Origin of the sequence: Desulfatitalea tepidiphila (genome assembly GCF_001293685.1) — a bacterium.
GTDB lineage: Bacteria > Desulfobacterota > Desulfobacteria > Desulfobacterales > Desulfosarcinaceae > Desulfatitalea > Desulfatitalea tepidiphila.
In genome coordinates, this window is the sequence record NZ_BCAG01000006.1 from 292411 (window position 1) to 309714 (window position 17304).

The following is a 17304-nucleotide window of genomic DNA, read 5'->3' on the forward strand; positions in this document are numbered from 1 at the left end:
TCCTTCAAGGTGAATCACATTCAGTTAGAATTGCTGACGTCCCTCCAGCGCCCTTGCACTTTAGCATCAAGCCGCGTAAACTGCCGCACATCCTCAAAACGCTCGCTCGGACCTCTGCCGGGCACCCACGGAGAATCGGATGTATGACGGGTAAAGTCAAGATTGCGATCGCAGCGGCTGTTCTCATTGCCGTCGGCACGATTGCCGGTCGATGGTTGTCGGTGGAAAAAGCGGAGGACGCCACCTATCCCATCAAGCTCTATGGGAATATCGATATCCGCACCGCCGATTTAGGATTCAGCGAACAGGAACGGATCGTCCAGATCTGGGTAGAAGAGGGGCAGCGGGTCCGGTCCGGCCAGCCGCTGGCCCTTCAGGACACACGCCGCGTCGAGGCCCAGATCGAACAGGTCCGCGCCCAGATTTCCGCCCAACAGGAAGTCGTCAAACGGTTGGAGACCGGCAACCGTCCCGAAGAGATCGCCCAGGCACGGGCCGAGGTAGTGGCTGCCAGGGCGGTCCTCAAGAACGCCCAGCTGAGCTTCGAGCGATTGAAAACCACCTCCCAGGCCGGTGTAACCAGCGTCCAGACCCGAGACGATGCGCGGGCGCAACTCGATGTGGCCCAGGCCCAACTCCAGGTGAAGGACAAGGCACTGGCCCTGGCCTTGGAAGGCCCACGAAAGGAAGACATCGAGGCCGCCCGCCATACCCTGGCGTCCCTGGAGGCTTCCAGGTCGCTGCTTGAGGTGCGCCTGGCGGACATGACGCTCTGTGCACCGGCAGACGGGGTGGTGCAGAACCGCATCCTCGAGCCCGGAGAGATGACCTATCCCAATCGCCCGGTGATCGCATTGGCCTTGACCGACCCGAAATGGGTGCGGGTCTATGTGCCCGAACCTAAACTGGGCCAGGTCAAACTCGGCCTCAATGCCCATATTCACACCGATTCCTATCCGGATCGGCCTTTCCACGGCTGGGTCGGCTTCGTCTCCCCGGTCGCTGAATTCACACCCAAAAGCGTCGAAACCGAAGAGTTGCGACCCCACCTGGTCTATGAAACGCGTATCTTTGTGAAAGATCCGGACGATCAATTGCGCCTGGGCATGCCGGTCAGCGTATCCATCGACTCCACGATGTCGCCCGATGCGCCGCCCCCTGCAGCGACACCCGCCTCGGCAGCCCAAGGATAGACCGGCCATGGCCGCGACTGAGAACCCGGCACCCGCTTCGGACGCGACGGTCGTAATGGCGGTTCGTGAACTGCAAAAGACGTTCGAGACGAAAAAGGGACCGCCCGTAGAGGCGTTGCGTTCCGTATCGTTCGAAGCCGATGCGGGCCGTGTCACGGGGTTGATCGGCGCCGACGGCGCCGGCAAAACGACCCTGATCCGCACCGCCGCCGGATTGCTCGTGCCGACACACGGTTCGGTGACCGTCCTGGGGCTCGACAGCGTGACCGATGCCATCCATATTCAGCAGCAGGTCGGCTACATGCCTCAAAAATTCGGACTCTACCAGGATTTGACGGTCCAGGAGAACATGGATCTGTATGCCGATCTGCAGGCCGTGCCGACGGGCGAGCGACCGTCGCGTTATGCACAATTGCTGGAAATGACAGGATTGCAGCCCTATACCCGGCGACTGGCCGGTGCGCTCTCGGGCGGCATGAAACAGAAACTCGGACTGGCCTGCTGCCTGGTCAAATCACCGCGACTGCTTCTGTTGGATGAACCCACCGTCGGGGTCGATCCGGTCTCGCGCCGGGAACTGTGGAAAATCGTCTACCGCCTGGTGAGCGAAGCGGGCATCGGGGTGGTGGTGTCCACCGCCTACCTGGACGAGGCCGAACGTTGTGATCGGGTGATCCTGCTGCATCAGGGGCGCAAGCTGGCCGAAGGACGCCCCATCGATTTCAAGCGCCGGATGGACGGCGTCACCCTGATCGACCCGCCGATGGGTGTCAAACCCCGGGATATTCAAACCCATCTGGCCGGGTGCGACCACGTCATAGACGTCACCATACACTCCGGACGCGTCCGCGTGGTTGCGGACACACCCGGCATCGATACCGTGATCGGACTGCTGCCCGACGCCTGGCAGGCCGGCGTCACGCCCGCAGAACCCAATTTCGAAGACGCCTTCATGCGCCTGATCCCCCACAAAGGCGAACATCTGCAGGTCGCCGGCAAGGTGCCGGCCGCTGGGACACCCAAAGGCGCCGCCGAGGTGGTGGTCCAAGTCAAGGCATTACAAAAAAACTTCGGCGACTTCCAAGCGGTCAAAAATTTGAGTTTCGAAGTCCGGCGAGGCGAGATTTTCGGCCTGTTGGGTCCCAATGGCGCCGGTAAAAGCACCACCTTCAGGATGCTTTGCGGATTGCTTGGAGCCAGCGGTGGCGAACTGAGCGTGGCGGGCAATGACCTGCGGCGCTCGCCTTCGCGCGCCCGGGCCCGGCTGGGATACATGGCGCAGCAGTTTTCACTCTACGGCCAGCTGAGCGTCCTGGAAAACCTGCGCTTTTTCGGGCGGGCCTACGGCCTGGGCGGCCGTAGGCTGGAAGAACGCATCGAATGGGCCTTCGTTCAATTTGAACTGGCGGCCTGGCGCAATCAATCCGCCGGACAGCTGCCCGGTGGGTTCAAACAGCGCCTGGCCATGGCAACGGCCCTGCTGCACGACCCGGACATCCTCTTCCTGGACGAACCGACCTCGGGGGTCGATCCGCTGGCGAGGCGAGAGTTCTGGCTCCGAATCAACGGTTTTGCTCAGCAAGGGGTCACGGTCGTGGTGACCACGCATTTCATGGAAGAGTCCGAATATTGTGATCGTATCCTGATCATCAGCCAGGGGGAACGCCTGGCCATGGGGACGCCCGCGCAAATCCGATCCCTGGTCCGATCCCAGGAGCGGCCCGATCCGACGATCGAGGATGCCTTTATCGCCCTGGCCGAGGGACGCCCGCCCGGTGCCGGCGGGCCGGCGCCGGACGCGGTCCGGGAGGCAGCCCCATGAGCGGCAGCCACCGATTTCTCATGCGTATGCGCGGCCTGTTGCGCAAGGAGGCCCTCCAAATCCGGCGGGACCCGAGCAGCATCGCCCTGGCCATGGTGCTGCCCATCGTCCTGCTGTTTCTCTTCGGATACGGCGTCTCATTGGATGCCGAAAATGTCCCCATCGCCGTGGTGGCCGATGACCGCGGCGAAGCGGCCCGGGAGCTGGCGGCCCGATTCGAAGGGTCCCGCTATTTTCAAGTCACCCATCTCAACACCATGGGCGAAGCGATCCGATGGCTCGAACATGGAGAGGTGGACGGCATCGTCCAGGTGCAGTCCGATTTTACATCCCGCCTGCGCGGCCGCGGTCTGGCCCGTATCCAGCTGATTGTCGACGGCATCGATGCCAACCGGGCGCGCCTGATCCAAGGCTACACCCGCGGCGTGCTGCAAAAATGGATCGAAGTCAACACGGTTCAAGGAGAAGCAGTGGCCGCCCCTGCGGTCAGCGTCACCCAGCGGATCTGGTTCAACGCCTCGGCACAGAGCCGCAATTTCCTGATTCCCGGTTTGGTGACCCTGATCATGACCCTCACCGGCATCCTGCTCACGGCCCTGGTGGTGGCGCGGGAATGGGAACGCGGCACCATGGAAGCGTTGATGGTCACCCCCTTGCGCAGAATCGATTTTCTCATGGGAAAAATAGTGCCCTATTTTGTCCTGGGCATGCTGGGCATGGGACTGACGGTGACGGCCGCCGTCACGCTCTTTAAAGTGCCCCTCAACGGCTCCCTGGCGGTATTGATCTTGATGAGCGCTCTGTTCATGCTCGCCTCCCTGGGACTGGGATTGCTGATATCGTCGGCCATTCGGGTCCAATTCGTGGCGGCCCAGCTCTCCATCGTCACGGGATTTCTGCCGGCCCTCTTTTTATCCGGGCTGTTGTTCGACCTGGAAAGCACGCCCCTGCCCATCCAGATGGTCAGCCGCGTGGTGCCGGCACGCTACTTCGTCGATATCAGCCACACGCTTTTCATGGCGGGCGACATATGGCCCGTGCTGCTGCCCGATGCCCTGGCCCTGGCGGCGATGGCGGCTCTCTTTTTCGCGCTTGCATTCCGAAAAACCACCAAACGCCTGGAATGATCATGGACAGCCTGTATCGCATCATCGCGCTGATCATCAAAGAGTTCACCATGGTCCTCAAGGATTCAAAGAGCCGGTTTGTGGTCATCGGCCCACCGCTGATCCAGTTTTTTGTCTTCGGATATGCAGCCACCTTCGACGTCAAAAACGTACGCTACGCGGTGCTGGACGAATGCCGGACCACCGAATCCCGCCAGCTCCTGGCCGGGTTCGAAGGCTCGTCCCATTTTCAGCTCACCCGCACCCTTTCCACCACCCAAGACATCGCACCTACCATTGACCGGGAAGCGGCCCGACTCGTGCTGCATATACCCCCTCAATTCAGCCGTGACCTTCACCGGGGGGCATCGGCCGAACTGCGTGTGATCGTGGATGGCCGCAACTCCAATGTGGCCCTTATCGCGATGGGATATGTCGGCACCATCGTGGAGGAGTTCAACCGGCAGATTATGCAAACGTCGATTCCAGACCGGGCCGGCGGCGCCATCGTGCGGGTCGAACGGGCCTGGTACAACGAGAATCTGCAGAGCCGCTGGTTCATCGTGTCGGCCCTGGGCGGCATCATCAGCATGGTGGTGGTCATGATCCTGACCAGCCTGTCTGTGGCGCGCGAGCGGGAGTTCGGCACCTTCGACCAACTTCTGGTAGCACCCTTCAAACCCGGCGAGATCCTGATCGGCAAATCGATACCGGGCATCGTCTTTGGTCTTGCCGATGCGCTGATCTTTGCGGCCGGTGCGGTCTACTGGTTCGGCGTGCCCTTTCGCGGTACCATTCAGGCGCTGGTCCTGGCCCTGCTGTGCTTCATCGTGGCCATGGTGGGCATCGGTCTGCTGGTCTCGTCGCTCTCCATGACCATGCAACAAGCCCTGCTCGGCGCATTTATCTTTATCATGCCGGCGGTGATCCTTTCGGGCTTCGCCACTCCCATCGCCAACATGCCCCAATGGCTGCAGACCGGCACACTGCTCAATCCGGTCCGTTATATCATCATCGCGCTGCGCACGATCTTTCTCAAAGGCGCCGACACGGCCGCCATCTGGCCCGATATCTGGCCGCTGATCCTCATGGCCGCCATCACCCTGCCCCTGGCCGGCTGGCTGTTCCGCCACCGCACCAAATGAGACACCGACCATGGGCGGACTCACCCGATCCGCACAGCAATTCTAACAGAATGTGATTCACCTTGAAGGGCATGCATGACAAAAGATGTTTGACAAAAAATTCGCATCGCAACGGTGATGGCAGGCGTGGGTGGGGCAGGTGGCCAGGGCCACGTCAGCCAGCGGTCGATAGTGCCGGTTGAATGCAAACGGCGGGCAAGCGGCCCAGACTGTTTGAGCGCAGCGAGTTTCCGGGCCGCCCGCCGTGCATTTTACCGGCACTTGACCGCTTGGCGTGTGGCATCGGCCACCTGTTCCACACACGCCGGGTTCAATGAATCGCGTTCATTTAGGATTGCTGCGATCCGTATGATTCTTAAAGTTTTTCAGCCTCCTGGCGATAGACTCCTGTGGGCACATATTGACTTGTGCGCGAAAGCGGCTCGATCAGGAGCCGAAATTGGACTTCAGGATTGGTGCAGCAATAACGATGACCGAACACCCACGACCCGAAAGCGCCAAAGAGATCAGTTGCCGTATTACCCGGACACTGATCCTGTATGTGCGCGGAAACAACCAGGGGCGGTTGGGCGGTCTTCTGGAGGACCTGCCTTTCGACGAGGCCTATCTCCTGGACACCAACAACTGGATTTCCCACGCCTTTTTGCAGCGACTCTGCGCGCGCATGATCAGGATTTTAGGCGACGATGATGCCGTTTACAACATGACGGTGGCCGCGGCTCGATTTCAATCCCTGGCCCCGCTGGATCATGTCGCCAGACTGGTGGGCAGCCCCAAACTGATCTATTTGTTGGCACCCAAGTACTATAAAAGTCTCAAAAACACGGCCGACATCCATCTGCATGACATCGGACCCTCCTGGGCCATTCTGGAGGATCGCGCACATAGCGGCTACCCGAAAACGCGATTCGATTGTGATCTGACCCGGGGGGCGTTGGCCGCCATACCGACATTCATCGGGTTGCCGCCGGCGCAAGTGGAAGAGATCCAATGCCAGGTGGCCGAGTCGCCACCTGCGGGGAGCGAACGGCAGGATCGTCCCACACAAGGAGGCAGCGGATGCCTGTACCATGTCCGATGGGAGCCGAATCGATCGTGGTGGCGGCGTCTATTCGGGAAGCGAAAATTTTACGACCAGGCGGTCGAGGACCTTCTGCGGGCCAACGGTCTGATTCAAGCCAAATATGACCAAGTCCGTCAACTGGCGGCGGACCTCGAAAACGCCAACCGGAAACTGGCCGCATCGGAGCAGCAATATCGCCTTCTAGCAGAAAACGCCACGGACGTCATCTGGGTGTTCAGCCTTTCGAACCGTCGATTGGAATATATCAGCCCATCGGTGGAGCGCATTCGCGGGTTTCCGGCCGAAGAAGCTTTGGCCCAGACGCCGGAGGAATCTTTGTCGCCGGCCTCTTTGAAAACCTTGATGCGGTATTTGGAAGAGGAGTTGGCCCGAGATGGTCAGGCGGGTGTCGATCCCCAGCGTTCACGCCGTCTGGAGGTCGAACATTCCCTGTCCGGCGGCGGGTATGCCTGGGCCGAAATGATCGTATCGTTTCTCCGCAATGCCCAGGGCAAACCGGTTGCCATCATGGGCGTGACCCGCGATATATCCGAGCGCAGACGGGCCGAAGCGGAACTCGCGCAAAGCGAAAGGAAATACCGCGACATCTTCGAACACGGCATGGACCTGCTCTGCCTCCACGACATGAACGGCACGCTAATTGAAACAAACATTCCGTTCAAGGAAGAGTACGGTTGGCGAAAAGCGGATCTGGAGGGCTTGAACATTCGTGAATTTATCCCGGACCGCTATAGGCGCCAATTCGACGACTACATGGCCCATATCCTTCGTTTCGGGTCGGCTCAAGGGTTGTTGAGGGGCGTTACCAAATCCAGTCGCGAGGTCATCTTCGAATACAAAAACCGTCTGATTCTGGACGAAGAGGGAAAACCCCATTACGTATTGGGGGCGGCCAGGGATGTCACCGAACGGGTGGAGGCCGAAAAAGCCCTTAAAATCAGTGAAGAAAAGTACAGGGAGATCGTTCAATACGCGCCGGCGGGAATTTATGAATTCGACCTGGAGAAGATGAAATTCATCAGTGTCAACGACGTCATGTGCGAATATTCCGGATACACCAAAGAAGAGTTTCTGGCCCTGCATCCCTATGATCTGTTAAACGAAGAGAGCCGGAAGACAATGGATGGGCTGGTCGCGGAGGTTTTCCAGGGCCGCAAAGACCCGCCGGCCACCGAGTATCAGGTCAAGGTAAAAGACGGGCGGGAGTTCTGGGTGCTGTCCAATACCAAATTCTTTTTCGAAGAGGGCGTGCCCAAGCGTGCCATGGCCGTGGTCCACGACCTGACCCAGATCAGACGGGCCGAAGCGGAAAAGCGGGAACTCGAAATCAAGCTCCACAACGCCCAGAAACTGGAATCCCTGGGGAGACTGGCCGGTGGTGTGGCCCATGACCTGAACAACATTCTCAGCGGCATCGTCACCTACCCGGAGCTGCTTCTGCTCGACCTGCCGCAAGAAAGCCCCCTGCGGGTTCCGCTGCAGACCATCAAACGATCCGGCGAAAAGGCGGCCGGCATCGTTCAAGATCTTTTGACCCTGGCGCGCCGGGGCGTTGCCACCAAAAAGGCCATCGATCTCAACCGAATCGTCGAAGAGTTCATGACCTCTCCTGAATATCGGAACATCACCGCTTCCCAGAACGACCTGCAGGTGGAAACCCGTATCGCCGATCAGACACTCCATGTGACCGGATCCGAGGTGCACATCTCCAAATCCCTCATGAATCTCGTGTCCAATGCCGTGGACGCCATGCCCAACGGCGGCCGGCTCACCATATCGACCGGAGATTGCTACATCGACAAGCCCATGCAAGGGTTCGAAGTCATACCGAAAGGTGAATTCTGCACCCTCGAGGTGGCCGACACGGGCATCGGCATATCGGACACCGACCTGCAGCATATTTTCGAACCCTTCTACACGAAAAAGACCATGGGCCGCAGCGGCACGGGCCTGGGCATGTCGGTGGTGTGGGGCACCATCAAAGATCATGAAGGCTTTATCGACATTCGGACCCAGGAGGGCCGGGGCACCACCTTCGTCCTCTATTTCCCCGCCTCGCGCCTCAGATTGGAAGCGTCGGTGCCGGCCCATATCGACGACTATCTCGGCAAAGGAGAATCGATTCTCGTCATCGACGATGCCGCCGAACAACGCGAGCTGACCACCGAAATGCTCAAACGGCTCGGCTATCGGGCCGACAGCGCATCCAGCGGCGAGGAGGCCGTGCGCCTGATCCGGAAACAAAACTATGACCTGCTGATCCTGGACATGATCATGCCCGACGGCATGAACGGCCAGGAAACCTATCGGCAAATCATAAACGTCTACCCATGCCAGAAAGCGGTGATCGCCAGCGGATATGCCGAAACGGATCAGGTGCACGAGACGCAGCGACTGGGTGCCGGCACCTATGTGAAAAAGCCGTATACCCTCGAACAGATCGGACTGGCGGTTCGCTCGGAACTGGATAAAGCCTGACCCGACAGAGGCCCGTCCTCTTCCGATGATTGAATTTATCGTGCAACACCGATATCGGGCCGATTGGCCATCTGTGGGTGGACACGCATGGTTACGAAGCCAGTTTCAGCCACATGATATAGGTCAGTGCCGATCCCAGCGTACTCGCGGAAATCGCGGCGGTGGCCAGGTCCCCGTCTCCCTGCATCTCCCTGGCCATGACGAAAGAGATGGTGGCCGTTGGTGATGCCAGCAGAATCAAGGCCGGCAAAATATCGATTGTCTGCAGACCGAAACAGCGAAACAAAAGCCAGCCCGCTCCCGGCAACACAAGCAGCTTGAAGGCCACGGCGCCGGCGACCGTCAGGCCTTGGGCCGCCATGCGTTCGAGCGACAGCGACGCGCCGATCACCAGCAGGGCTGTGGGAAGCGCCAAACCGGTCAGAATCGTCAGACTGCGCGCCACGATGAGCGGCAGGGGAATCGAAAAGACCGAAAAGAGCATGCCGAGCGATACCGACACGATGACCGGATTGCCCATGACCTTGACCACGATCAGACGATAGCTGGACCCGGCGACCGCTTGGGTGGCATGGGTCTGCAGGGCCACGGTCGATAGAATGTTCTGAAGGATCATGAGAAAACCGGCCACCACGCTGGCGTGCACGAGGCCTTCGTCTCCCAGGAAATAGAACGCCACCGCCAGACCGATATATCCCAGGTTGCCGTGCCCCGAACACTGGATAAAGGTGCCGGCCAGGGAGCGTTGCATACCCATCCCGCGGCTCGTCAGCCAGGCGGCCGCATAGATCAGGGCCGCGGCCGACAGCGTAAGGACAATCACCAGTGGATTGAAAAAATCGCCGAAGGTCGATTGGGCGATGGATTGAAAAATCATCGCCGGGATCGCCACGTAAAAAACCAGCCGGTTGGCCGGCCCCAGAAATTCGTCGGGCAAAAAACCATGCCGATGAACGACCCAACCCAACATGACAATGATGAAGATCGGAATAATGGTGGTGAGAATATGCATGCGCAGCTATCCGGCAAAAGGCTTGTATAAAACCGCTCGTCGCGAAACGCGGATGATGGCACAAAGCGATGGGGCTGGCAACCGTTTCGAACGCCGATCAGCCCTTTCCAGCAGGAGCCGACGCGTTGAAAAATTCATTTGACAGCTCCCCCTAGCCCCTCTACAAAGCATTTCAACAAGCGGGTTTTGGTTTCAAGTCGCGTCATCATGCTTCAAGTCGCGGGCCTCGGACGCATATCGAAGATTTATCCGTTCACCAAGGGAAAACAGGATGCCACTCGAAGAGACAATCGAGGATTCACGTAAAAACCTGCGTCTGACGCTCGAATTGATCAGCCAGCATGGTCTTACTGCGGAACCGTTGACCTACAGCATCTGGTATGAATATGCCTCCGGAAAAAACGCGGCTCTCAATGCGGCCATTGACCGGCATCTGGAAAACAAAAAGAGCTTCACGGAAGAAGTGATTCAAAAGCTTTTCAATCAATACATCGCCGAATCTCAAATCAGATTGACAGAAGTGGTAAGGGAAGAACTCAAGAAGCTGTTTGCCGAGATCATCGAGGCCATCAAAGCCACGAGCCAGCATTTTTCCGAATCCGAAAATCAACTGGAGAATATAAACCAGGCGCTGTTGCCCAATCTGACCGAAGCGGATGTGGACTTGCTCGTCGAACAGATCAAACACGAAATCAAACGCCTGGAATCGACGAGCAGCTCGCTCAAGGAGCAACTCCAACAGGCCACCCGGGAAATCGATCAGCTGAAAACCAAAATGGCGCAATACCGTAACGAGGCATTCCTGGACCCCTTGACGCGAATCGACAACCGCAGGGGATTTGAAGAAAAACTGGAAAGTGTCATCGACGAATCCAAGTCAGATAAAACGCCGCTGTGTTTGATCATGGCCGATATCGATCACTTCAAACAGATCAACGACACCCATGGACACCTCGTGGGAGACAATGTACTGCGGGTGGTGGCCGCCACCATAAAGAACGCCATCAGGGGCAAAGACCTGGTCGCGCGCATCGGCGGCGAAGAATTTGCCATGCTATTGCCGGACACGCCCTTTGAGGGAGGCCTTAAGGTGGCCAAGAATCTGCAGCACACCTTCGAATGTATCGACCTGAAAAGAAAGAACAACCGGGAGAGCCTGGGAAAGATCAGCCTCTCATTCGGCGTCACCGCTTTCAGAAAGGACGATACGGTCGAACGCTTCCTGCAACGCGCCGATGAGGCGCTGTATCACTCCAAAAAAGCCGGACGGAACAGAGTCTCGGGCCTGTAAGCCATCGCTCTTGACGATATGATTTAATAAGATCCTTTTGAAACAGCCGATATCGCCTTCTGGTCACCGAGCTGCGATGGGACTGTCACGAAAGGACCCTAAATCATGTTGAAATGGAACAAAATCAGCACAAAAATCCTGTTTCCGGGGATTTTGGCAACGCTTCTATTCTCGATCGCCTTGTATGTCGTGGCAGGATCGACGGTCACCCAGTTGCTGGGTAAAAATCTCGAAAACAACGCAAGATCCAAAGTCACCGACATTACATCCAACATCACCCGCATTGCCGACGAAAAAACTGGCCCAGGCAGCTCTGTTCAGCCGGGCTGAACCCGTAATGGCAGCGTATGCCACCGCCTATCAGGGGAACCTGAACGATGCCGGCGACCCCCAGCTGGAATCAGCCCGCCAGCAACTTCGGCGCCCCCTTTCGTCCATTGAACAGGGATACAAGGACATGCACGACGGCAAATCCCTGCGAATCCATTTCCATCTGCCCCCGGTCAGGAGCCTGTTGCGGCTTTGGAAAAATAATCAAAATAAAAGCGATGACCTGGTCTCCTTCAGGCCCACCATCGTCACAATCAGCGGCGGTAACCACGCCCCGTTAACCGGCGTCGAAATCGGAGCCAATGTATCCCAGGCATCCCAGGGGATCCAGGAAATGAACCAGAACGCAAATCAGAGTGCTGCGGTATCCGCTGAAATTTCCCAGGGCATTGCCGGTGTGAGCGGTGCCATGGATGAGATGGCCAGCAATGGTTCGAAAATAGACCTGAACGCCCAGGCACTTTCCGAGCTTTCCGACCAACTGAAACGAATGGTCGATCAGTTCAAAATTTAATCATTGACCATGACGTGGGGATCAATCGTGCCCCGCCGCAAGGCGCCCATTGCGGCGACTGATCAAGGAACGCGCCCTTGCTCAGCCGCAGTTTGCGCAAATTGCCCATCCGCTGTTGTCGCCATCGAAGGTCGCGCGTTCACTGCCTGACCGTATAATCGTAGATCTGCCCCTGCCAATTCCTGATTTTCCAGAAGTCTTCACTTCTGTCTACGACGGACGCCTCGCCGAGCGCCACTTTTCCGCCCCCTCCGGGCAGATCGACCATCAGATGGGGCATGCCCATGCCGGAAAGACGACCGCGCAACTCCCGCAGCAATCCGATACTTCTTTCCACGGGCACCCTGAAATGAGCCGTGCCGGGCACCCGGTCGAGCTGGTGCAAGTAGTACGGTCGGACACGGATCTGGAGCAGTGCCTCGAACAACTCCTGAAGGACGCGGGCATCGTCGTTCACGCCCTTGAGCAGAACGGTCTGGCTGCCCAGCGGTATGCCGGCATCGGCCAACAGGCGGCTGGCGGAAGCAACTTCCGTTGTGATTTCGGCAGGATGGTTGCAGTGAAGATTCAAATACAACGGATGACATCGTGACAATTCGCCGGCCAGGGCCGGGGTGATCCGCTGGGGCAAAACCACCGGCATCCTGGTGTGGATGCGCAGCAGTCTCACATGGGGAATTTCTTTCAGGGTCTCCAGAATCCGAACCAGTTGCGAATCGCTGCGCATCAACGGATCGCCGCCGGACAGCACGACCTCGTTCACCTGGGGATGATTCCGGATGTAGTCGATACCCAGGTCGATGGATTCCCGGGGGACCTGGCGGCCGTCGGCCACGCGCCGCTTGCGCATGCAGAAACGGCAGTGCACGGCACATTGATTGGAGACGAGAAACACCACGCGGCCAGGGTAACGGTGAATGATTTGAGGGGCCGGAGACTGATGCTCTTCGGCCAAGGGGTCGCCTTCCCGATCCAGATCGTCGAGCTCTTCGGCCCGGGGAAGCAGTTGGCGCCCAATGGGGCCGTCCGGCGTATCGATCAACCCCAACATATAGGGATTGATGCGCATGGGGAAATAGTCCGTCACGGCATCCAAGGCATCACCACCGGCCATCAGGTGGACAGGAAGGTCCCGCAGATGTACCATGCTTTTATCAAGGATGCTTTTCCATGGGGCCGCGGTCGTGTCGGCAATGTCAGGGGCCGGATGACGCAACGGTGAAATACTCTCGATCGATGCCATCTTTTAGACGTTGAACCTGAAATTGATAATGTCGCCGTCTTTGACTTCGTAGGTCTTGCCTTCCAGGCGCACGGTGCCGAGTTTACGGGCCTCGGCATACGAGCCGGCGGCCATCAAATCCTCGTAGGCCAATACTTCCGCACGGATAAATCCCTTTTTGATATCCGAATGGATGACCTCCGCGGCATCGACAGCAGCGGTTCCCTTCCTGATGGTCCAGGCCCGCACCTCGTCTTCGCCCACGGTGAAGAACGACATCAACCCCAGCCGCGCATAGGACGCTGTAATCATCCGATCCATGGCCAGGTCACGAATGTCGAATTCGGCCATGAACTCCCGGGCCTCTTCCGGGTCCATTTGCCCCAACTCCTGTTCCAGCTTGCCACGAACGGCCAAACAGGTTTCCTGGTCGACCCATGGCCCCAGGTCCGGCAGCGATTCGTCCTCGTCCTCGTTGTTGACGAGCACCAGGCAGGGCTTACCCGACAAGAAGGCATACCCGCGCAAAACATGGGCGCCGGCCACTTCGGGAAAGTGGCGGAGCGGCTTTTCCTGGTTCAGGATATCCGCGCAGCGTTGGATCAATTGCTGTTCTTCGGGATTGGGTTTCTTCCCTCTCTTCTGATCCAGGACAAAGCGCTCGAGACGTTTTTCGACCACCACGAGATCGGACAGGATCAACTCCTGGTCCACCGCCTGGAAGTCGTCCTGGGGCGTGGGCGCCGCCAGACCGTACCCGCTGAAATTGCGGATGACGTGCAGCAGGGCATCGCAATCGCGAACCTGGGTCCAGATGCTCTGCTCCCTGGCCTTCTCCTTTACATGCTCGGCCGGTGCCGGTAGTAAATACTCCACCTGGGCAAAGATGGTCTTGCGGGGTTGATACATGGCCGACAGCCGGTCCACCCTCTCATCGGGCACCTTTACCGTCCCGATGCGGCTCTCTTTGCGCTGGGCCGGGTCGAGACGCGACTTGGTCAACGCTTCGAAAAGGGTAGTCTTGCCTGCCCCGGTTCGTCCGATCAACCCCAACTTCATAATTCTCTCCCCATATCTGATTTGCCGGCCAATGCCCGAAACGGCGAACCCCTGCGCCCGTTCCAGCATCCCCGGCTGCTTTTTTATATGATTAAAACGGGGGTACTTGTAACGCCGATCCGGCATCAAGGCAAGGACAAAGCCGGAGAATGATTTGACATCAGAAACCAATTTCGGTAGGGGCACATGGGTTGGCATGGGGTCACCCTCTTTTGGTCCACTATTGGACATCGTTATCACGCCTTACCGGCACCAGGCATCATGGGATCCACGGGTAAACACATCGAACCGCACGAAACATCTGCCGGGAGGCAACCCGGAACCGACCTGTCAAGGGGCGATCAACGCCTGCCGCGCCATACGTCGCATCCTGTGACGCCGGCAACACCCGAACAAACCCCAAACCCCAAAAAACCAACTCGTGCCGACTATGCAACCGATGTCATCTATGCCATGGATGATAAAGGGGGGATTACAATGGTGAACAGGGCCATCAGCACCTTGGGCTATACCCAGGAGGAGTTGATCGGCCACTTTTTTCTCGAATTCATCTATAAAGACGACCGAAACCGCATGGCCAGGGCATATATCGGTGCGCTTGCAAATCGCCAAACGCGTGCTCAATCACTCCAATTTCGCGTCCTGACCAAAACCGGCGAGATTCGATGGCTGGAGGCGAACGCGATCATCGCGTTCGACCCCCAGGGGCAATTTATCATGCACGAGGGGATGTGCCGCGATATTACCGACAATTTTCGTGGTGACCGACCATCGGCCACAATCAACGAAGGACAGGATGCCAACGCCCAGGACGCGGGCGATGACTCCCTGCCTGCCGGCAACGAATGGCTGCGGGGAATGGATTCGCCGGCGAAGATAAGAGGCCGGAAACGGGATCGTGAAAAAAGCCTGGAGATGGAAAAGGCCAATCTCCAGGAAGCCAATACCGCATTGAAAGTATTGTTGAAACGACGCGAGCTGGACAAGCGTGCGCTCGAGGAACAGGTGATGTTCAATATCAGTCGCATGGTGCTCCCCTATTTGAAAAAAATTGCAAAGGAGAGCACCGATTCACGCCACAAGGATTATGTCAGCATCATCGAATCAAACCTCAACGATATTACCGGCAATTTTTCCCGGCGGTTGTCACTGGGGTTTTATGGCTTATCAGCCGCCGAATTGAAGGTGGCCAATTTCATCCGCCAGGGCAAAAACACGCGCCAGATAGCCCAGCTGCTGGGGTTGTCGCCCCGTACCATTGATACCTACCGCCACAGTATCCGCAGCAAGCTTCATATCAAAAACAAAAACGTGAACCTGCGAACGTTTCTGATGTCCATTAAATAGTGCCCATCCACAAATGGCCAATTGGCCCGATATCTGCGTTCTGCTCAAAATTTTATCCTCGGAATATCAACTACATGCCTGCGGTGAAATTTTTCGCACGCCTTGATCTCAACCAAATTTGCCTATTTGTGGACGGACACTGATAGTGCACGCCCAAAACAGCCATTCTGAATGAAGGCTATTGATTAAAACCGGCCCGGGTGAGACAGATGGCCAGAACCAGGTGCCCTACCCGGGCCTCCACGACCGTCAGCAGGCGACTTATCGATCAAAACGCTCAGGCAAAACGCTCAGGGATACTTCAATCCGCCGTTTAAGAGACGCCGGAACCTTCGGCCGGCATGCTGAGCAGGATTCTGTTGAGATGTTTCAACTCTGTGTTCAGCTCGATGAGTTTGGCTTCGATGAGTAGCGCCAGCACCGTCATTCTATTTTCCGGACTACCGGCTTTGTCCAGAATCGTATCGATTTCGTTCTGAAAAGGTTGGTATTGGGGATACTGATCCAAAAAGCGCGCCCGCTGTTCAAGGGCTTCGGCGAGCTTTTGATCCGGGTCCCACGCCTCTGTCCTCCGACACTGGTTCTTTTTAAGGTGTATAAGATGTGCCATGGGCCCCTCCTCTCTTTATGTGCAATGCCGATTTTTTGTAAGTCAGTTTCAACGTATCACATGCACTGCATGATTTCAAAGCATCAGCACGCTTTCCAGGATTTCAAGCGCAAGGAAGGGTTTAAATCGATTGCGCCACGACGATATCAATCGCCTTCGGCCGCGTTTTTCCTCAGCAGGGCGATGATGTCGGCCACCTGGGACCGGACGTGGTCGCGTTCCAAGCGGCAGGCCCCGGCGCCGCGATGCCCCCCGCCGCCGTAGCGACTCAACAGTTTGCCCACGTTCACTCTGCAGCCGCGGTTTAAAATACTGTGACCGAGCTTGACGACGACAAACGGCCCTTCATCATATAATTTGACGTTGACCACGGCATCCGGAAAAAGCGAGTACACTAGAAAGCGGTTGCCATCCGGTGCCGGTGAGAGCCCACGGAAATCGGTGATGGAGACGTGGCCTTCCAACTCGGTATAGTCGCGCAAGGACCTCTCGTACTCCCGATTGGCCACCACGGCGTTATCACATCGCCGGCGCACCGTCGCATCCCGCATGACCGTTTCGATGTCGTCATGTGCTCTGAGCAACGACACCAGGTGGTCGCAATAGATCGCATCCTCAAGGGAACGCCGTGTGGCAATCGACATGGAAAGCAATACATAAGGATAGTGCTGGGGATGGAGAATCTCGTCCAGGGTCAGTTGGGCGGAATCGATTCGATCGGCCTGGCGCACCAGCTCCTTGAAGCGCCCGTTCCATCGGTCTTGAAAAAATTCGTACACCAAACCTGCAGCCGATGGCGCGATACGAAAAATGCCGGGGTAATTCTTTTCGGACACGTTGGATACATGGTGATCGAACCACATGGCGAGGTCGTCATCACCGGCCAAGGGCAGATTGGCCAAAACATCGCCGGGCAACAGCCGGAAGCGGCCATTTTGAATATCGCTGGGTTGTGTCCAGCGCAGGAGCAGATCCCCGCCCAATGCTTCTTTGAGCAGCACCGCACAGACAACGCCATCAAAATCGGGCCGAGAAATGATTCGCACGGTTATTGACCTGGTCCGGCCTGGCCGGAAGTTCTAGGGTGTACC

General features: G+C 57.6%; 14 protein-coding genes. 9 read left to right on the forward strand and 5 right to left on the reverse strand.

Annotated features, from left to right (window positions below; all coding sequences use genetic code 11):
- The first annotated feature begins 143 nt into the window (after positions 1-143).
- The 5 genes from DFT_RS21290 (at position 144) to DFT_RS21310 (ending at position 8828) form a co-directional block, all read left to right on the forward strand.
- Positions 144-1193: an HlyD family secretion protein gene (locus tag DFT_RS21290; protein WP_076750822.1), complete on the forward strand. Its 1050-nt coding sequence runs from the start codon at positions 144-146 to the stop codon at positions 1191-1193.
- 7 nt (positions 1194-1200) lie between these two features.
- A complete protein-coding gene (locus DFT_RS21295) occupies positions 1201-3015 on the forward strand; it encodes an ATP-binding cassette domain-containing protein (protein ID WP_076750823.1) in 1815 nt (604 codons plus the stop codon).
- The gene (locus tag DFT_RS21300) at positions 3012-4142 is read left to right on the forward strand and encodes an ABC transporter permease (protein ID WP_054033253.1); all 1131 of its coding nucleotides are present in this window, start codon (positions 3012-3014) and stop codon (positions 4140-4142) included. Before DFT_RS21295 ends, DFT_RS21300 begins: the two co-directional genes overlap by 4 nt.
- 2 nt (positions 4143-4144) lie before the next feature.
- Positions 4145-5266 (forward strand): ABC transporter permease, encoded by a 1122-nt coding sequence (locus DFT_RS21305; RefSeq protein ID WP_152972112.1) that lies wholly within the window; start codon positions 4145-4147, stop codon positions 5264-5266.
- 469 nt (positions 5267-5735) lie between these two features.
- Positions 5736-8828 carry a hybrid sensor histidine kinase/response regulator gene (locus tag DFT_RS21310; RefSeq protein ID WP_054033255.1) on the forward strand — a complete coding sequence of 1031 codons (3093 nt, stop codon included), beginning with the start codon at positions 5736-5738 and terminating at the stop codon, positions 8826-8828.
- 91 nt (positions 8829-8919) lie between these two features.
- On the opposite strand, the gene DFT_RS21315 is transcribed toward DFT_RS21310, so the two are convergent.
- Entirely contained in the window at positions 8920-9840 is a 921-nt protein-coding gene (locus DFT_RS21315) for an AEC family transporter (protein WP_054033256.1), read from the reverse strand.
- A gap of 271 nt (positions 9841-10111) precedes the next feature.
- Here DFT_RS21315 and DFT_RS21320 point away from each other — a divergent pair, with 271 nt between their 5' ends.
- From DFT_RS21320 to DFT_RS21330, 3 genes are all read left to right on the forward strand, one after another.
- Positions 10112-11131: a GGDEF domain-containing protein gene (locus DFT_RS21320; protein ID WP_054033257.1), complete on the forward strand. Its 1020-nt coding sequence runs from the start codon at positions 10112-10114 to the stop codon at positions 11129-11131.
- A 105-nt stretch (positions 11132-11236) separates the two neighbouring features.
- On the forward strand, positions 11237-11461 hold the full coding sequence (locus tag DFT_RS21325; RefSeq protein WP_054033258.1) for a hypothetical protein: 225 nt from the start codon (positions 11237-11239) through the stop codon (positions 11459-11461).
- A 7-nt stretch (positions 11462-11468) separates the two neighbouring features.
- Positions 11469-11975: a hypothetical protein gene (locus DFT_RS21330; protein WP_054033259.1), complete on the forward strand. Its 507-nt coding sequence runs from the start codon at positions 11469-11471 to the stop codon at positions 11973-11975.
- A 139-nt stretch (positions 11976-12114) separates the two neighbouring features.
- Here DFT_RS21330 and DFT_RS21335 read toward each other — a convergent pair whose 3' ends face one another.
- On the reverse strand, positions 12115-13218 hold the full coding sequence (locus DFT_RS21335; protein ID WP_083453694.1) for a KamA family radical SAM protein: 1104 nt from the start codon (positions 13216-13218) through the stop codon (positions 12115-12117).
- A 3-nt stretch (positions 13219-13221) separates the two neighbouring features.
- Complete coding sequence (locus DFT_RS21340; protein ID WP_054034088.1) at positions 13222-14256, reverse strand: DUF933 domain-containing protein; 1035 nt, start codon at positions 14254-14256, stop codon at positions 13222-13224.
- A gap of 261 nt (positions 14257-14517) precedes the next feature.
- On the opposite strand from DFT_RS21340, the gene DFT_RS21345 reads away from it, so the two are divergent.
- A complete protein-coding gene (locus tag DFT_RS21345; RefSeq protein WP_161807224.1) occupies positions 14518-15603 on the forward strand; it encodes a PAS domain S-box protein in 1086 nt (361 codons plus the stop codon).
- Positions 15604-15916: 313 nt separating this feature from the next.
- Here DFT_RS21345 and DFT_RS21350 read toward each other — a convergent pair whose 3' ends face one another.
- Together DFT_RS21350 and DFT_RS21355 are read right to left on the reverse strand one after the other, a co-directional pair.
- Positions 15917-16213: a hypothetical protein gene (locus DFT_RS21350; RefSeq protein ID WP_054033261.1), complete on the reverse strand. Its 297-nt coding sequence runs from the start codon at positions 16211-16213 to the stop codon at positions 15917-15919.
- Positions 16214-16359: 146 nt separating this feature from the next.
- Positions 16360-17259: a hypothetical protein gene (locus DFT_RS21355; RefSeq protein WP_076750825.1), complete on the reverse strand. Its 900-nt coding sequence runs from the start codon at positions 17257-17259 to the stop codon at positions 16360-16362.
- Positions 17260-17304 lie beyond the last annotated feature (45 nt).

Excerpts from the sequence above, each read along its gene's own strand:
- DFT_RS21325 (WP_054033258.1), top strand. The coding sequence starts at position 11,237 with ATGTTGAAATGGAACAAAATCAGCACAAAAATCCTGTTTCCGGGGATT.
- DFT_RS21320 (WP_054033257.1), top strand. The coding sequence starts at position 10,112 with ATGCCACTCGAAGAGACAATCGAGGATTCACGTAAAAACCTGCGTCTG.
- DFT_RS21290 (WP_076750822.1), top strand. The coding sequence starts at position 144 with ATGACGGGTAAAGTCAAGATTGCGATCGCAGCGGCTGTTCTCATTGCC.
- DFT_RS21315 (WP_054033256.1), bottom strand. The coding sequence starts at position 9,840 with ATGCATATTCTCACCACCATTATTCCGATCTTCATCATTGTCATGTTG.
- DFT_RS21310 (WP_054033255.1), top strand. The coding sequence starts at position 5,736 with ATGACCGAACACCCACGACCCGAAAGCGCCAAAGAGATCAGTTGCCGT.
- DFT_RS21295 (WP_076750823.1), top strand. The coding sequence starts at position 1,201 with ATGGCCGCGACTGAGAACCCGGCACCCGCTTCGGACGCGACGGTCGTA.
- DFT_RS21300 (WP_054033253.1), top strand. The coding sequence starts at position 3,012 with ATGAGCGGCAGCCACCGATTTCTCATGCGTATGCGCGGCCTGTTGCGC.
- DFT_RS21330 (WP_054033259.1), top strand. The coding sequence starts at position 11,469 with ATGGCAGCGTATGCCACCGCCTATCAGGGGAACCTGAACGATGCCGGC.
- DFT_RS21345 (WP_161807224.1), top strand. The coding sequence starts at position 14,518 with ATGGGATCCACGGGTAAACACATCGAACCGCACGAAACATCTGCCGGG.
- DFT_RS21305 (WP_152972112.1), top strand. The coding sequence starts at position 4,145 with ATGGACAGCCTGTATCGCATCATCGCGCTGATCATCAAAGAGTTCACC.
- DFT_RS21340 (WP_054034088.1), bottom strand. The coding sequence starts at position 14,256 with ATGAAGTTGGGGTTGATCGGACGAACCGGGGCAGGCAAGACTACCCTT.
- DFT_RS21350 (WP_054033261.1), bottom strand. The coding sequence starts at position 16,213 with ATGGCACATCTTATACACCTTAAAAAGAACCAGTGTCGGAGGACAGAG.
- DFT_RS21335 (WP_083453694.1), bottom strand. The coding sequence starts at position 13,218 with ATGGCATCGATCGAGAGTATTTCACCGTTGCGTCATCCGGCCCCTGAC.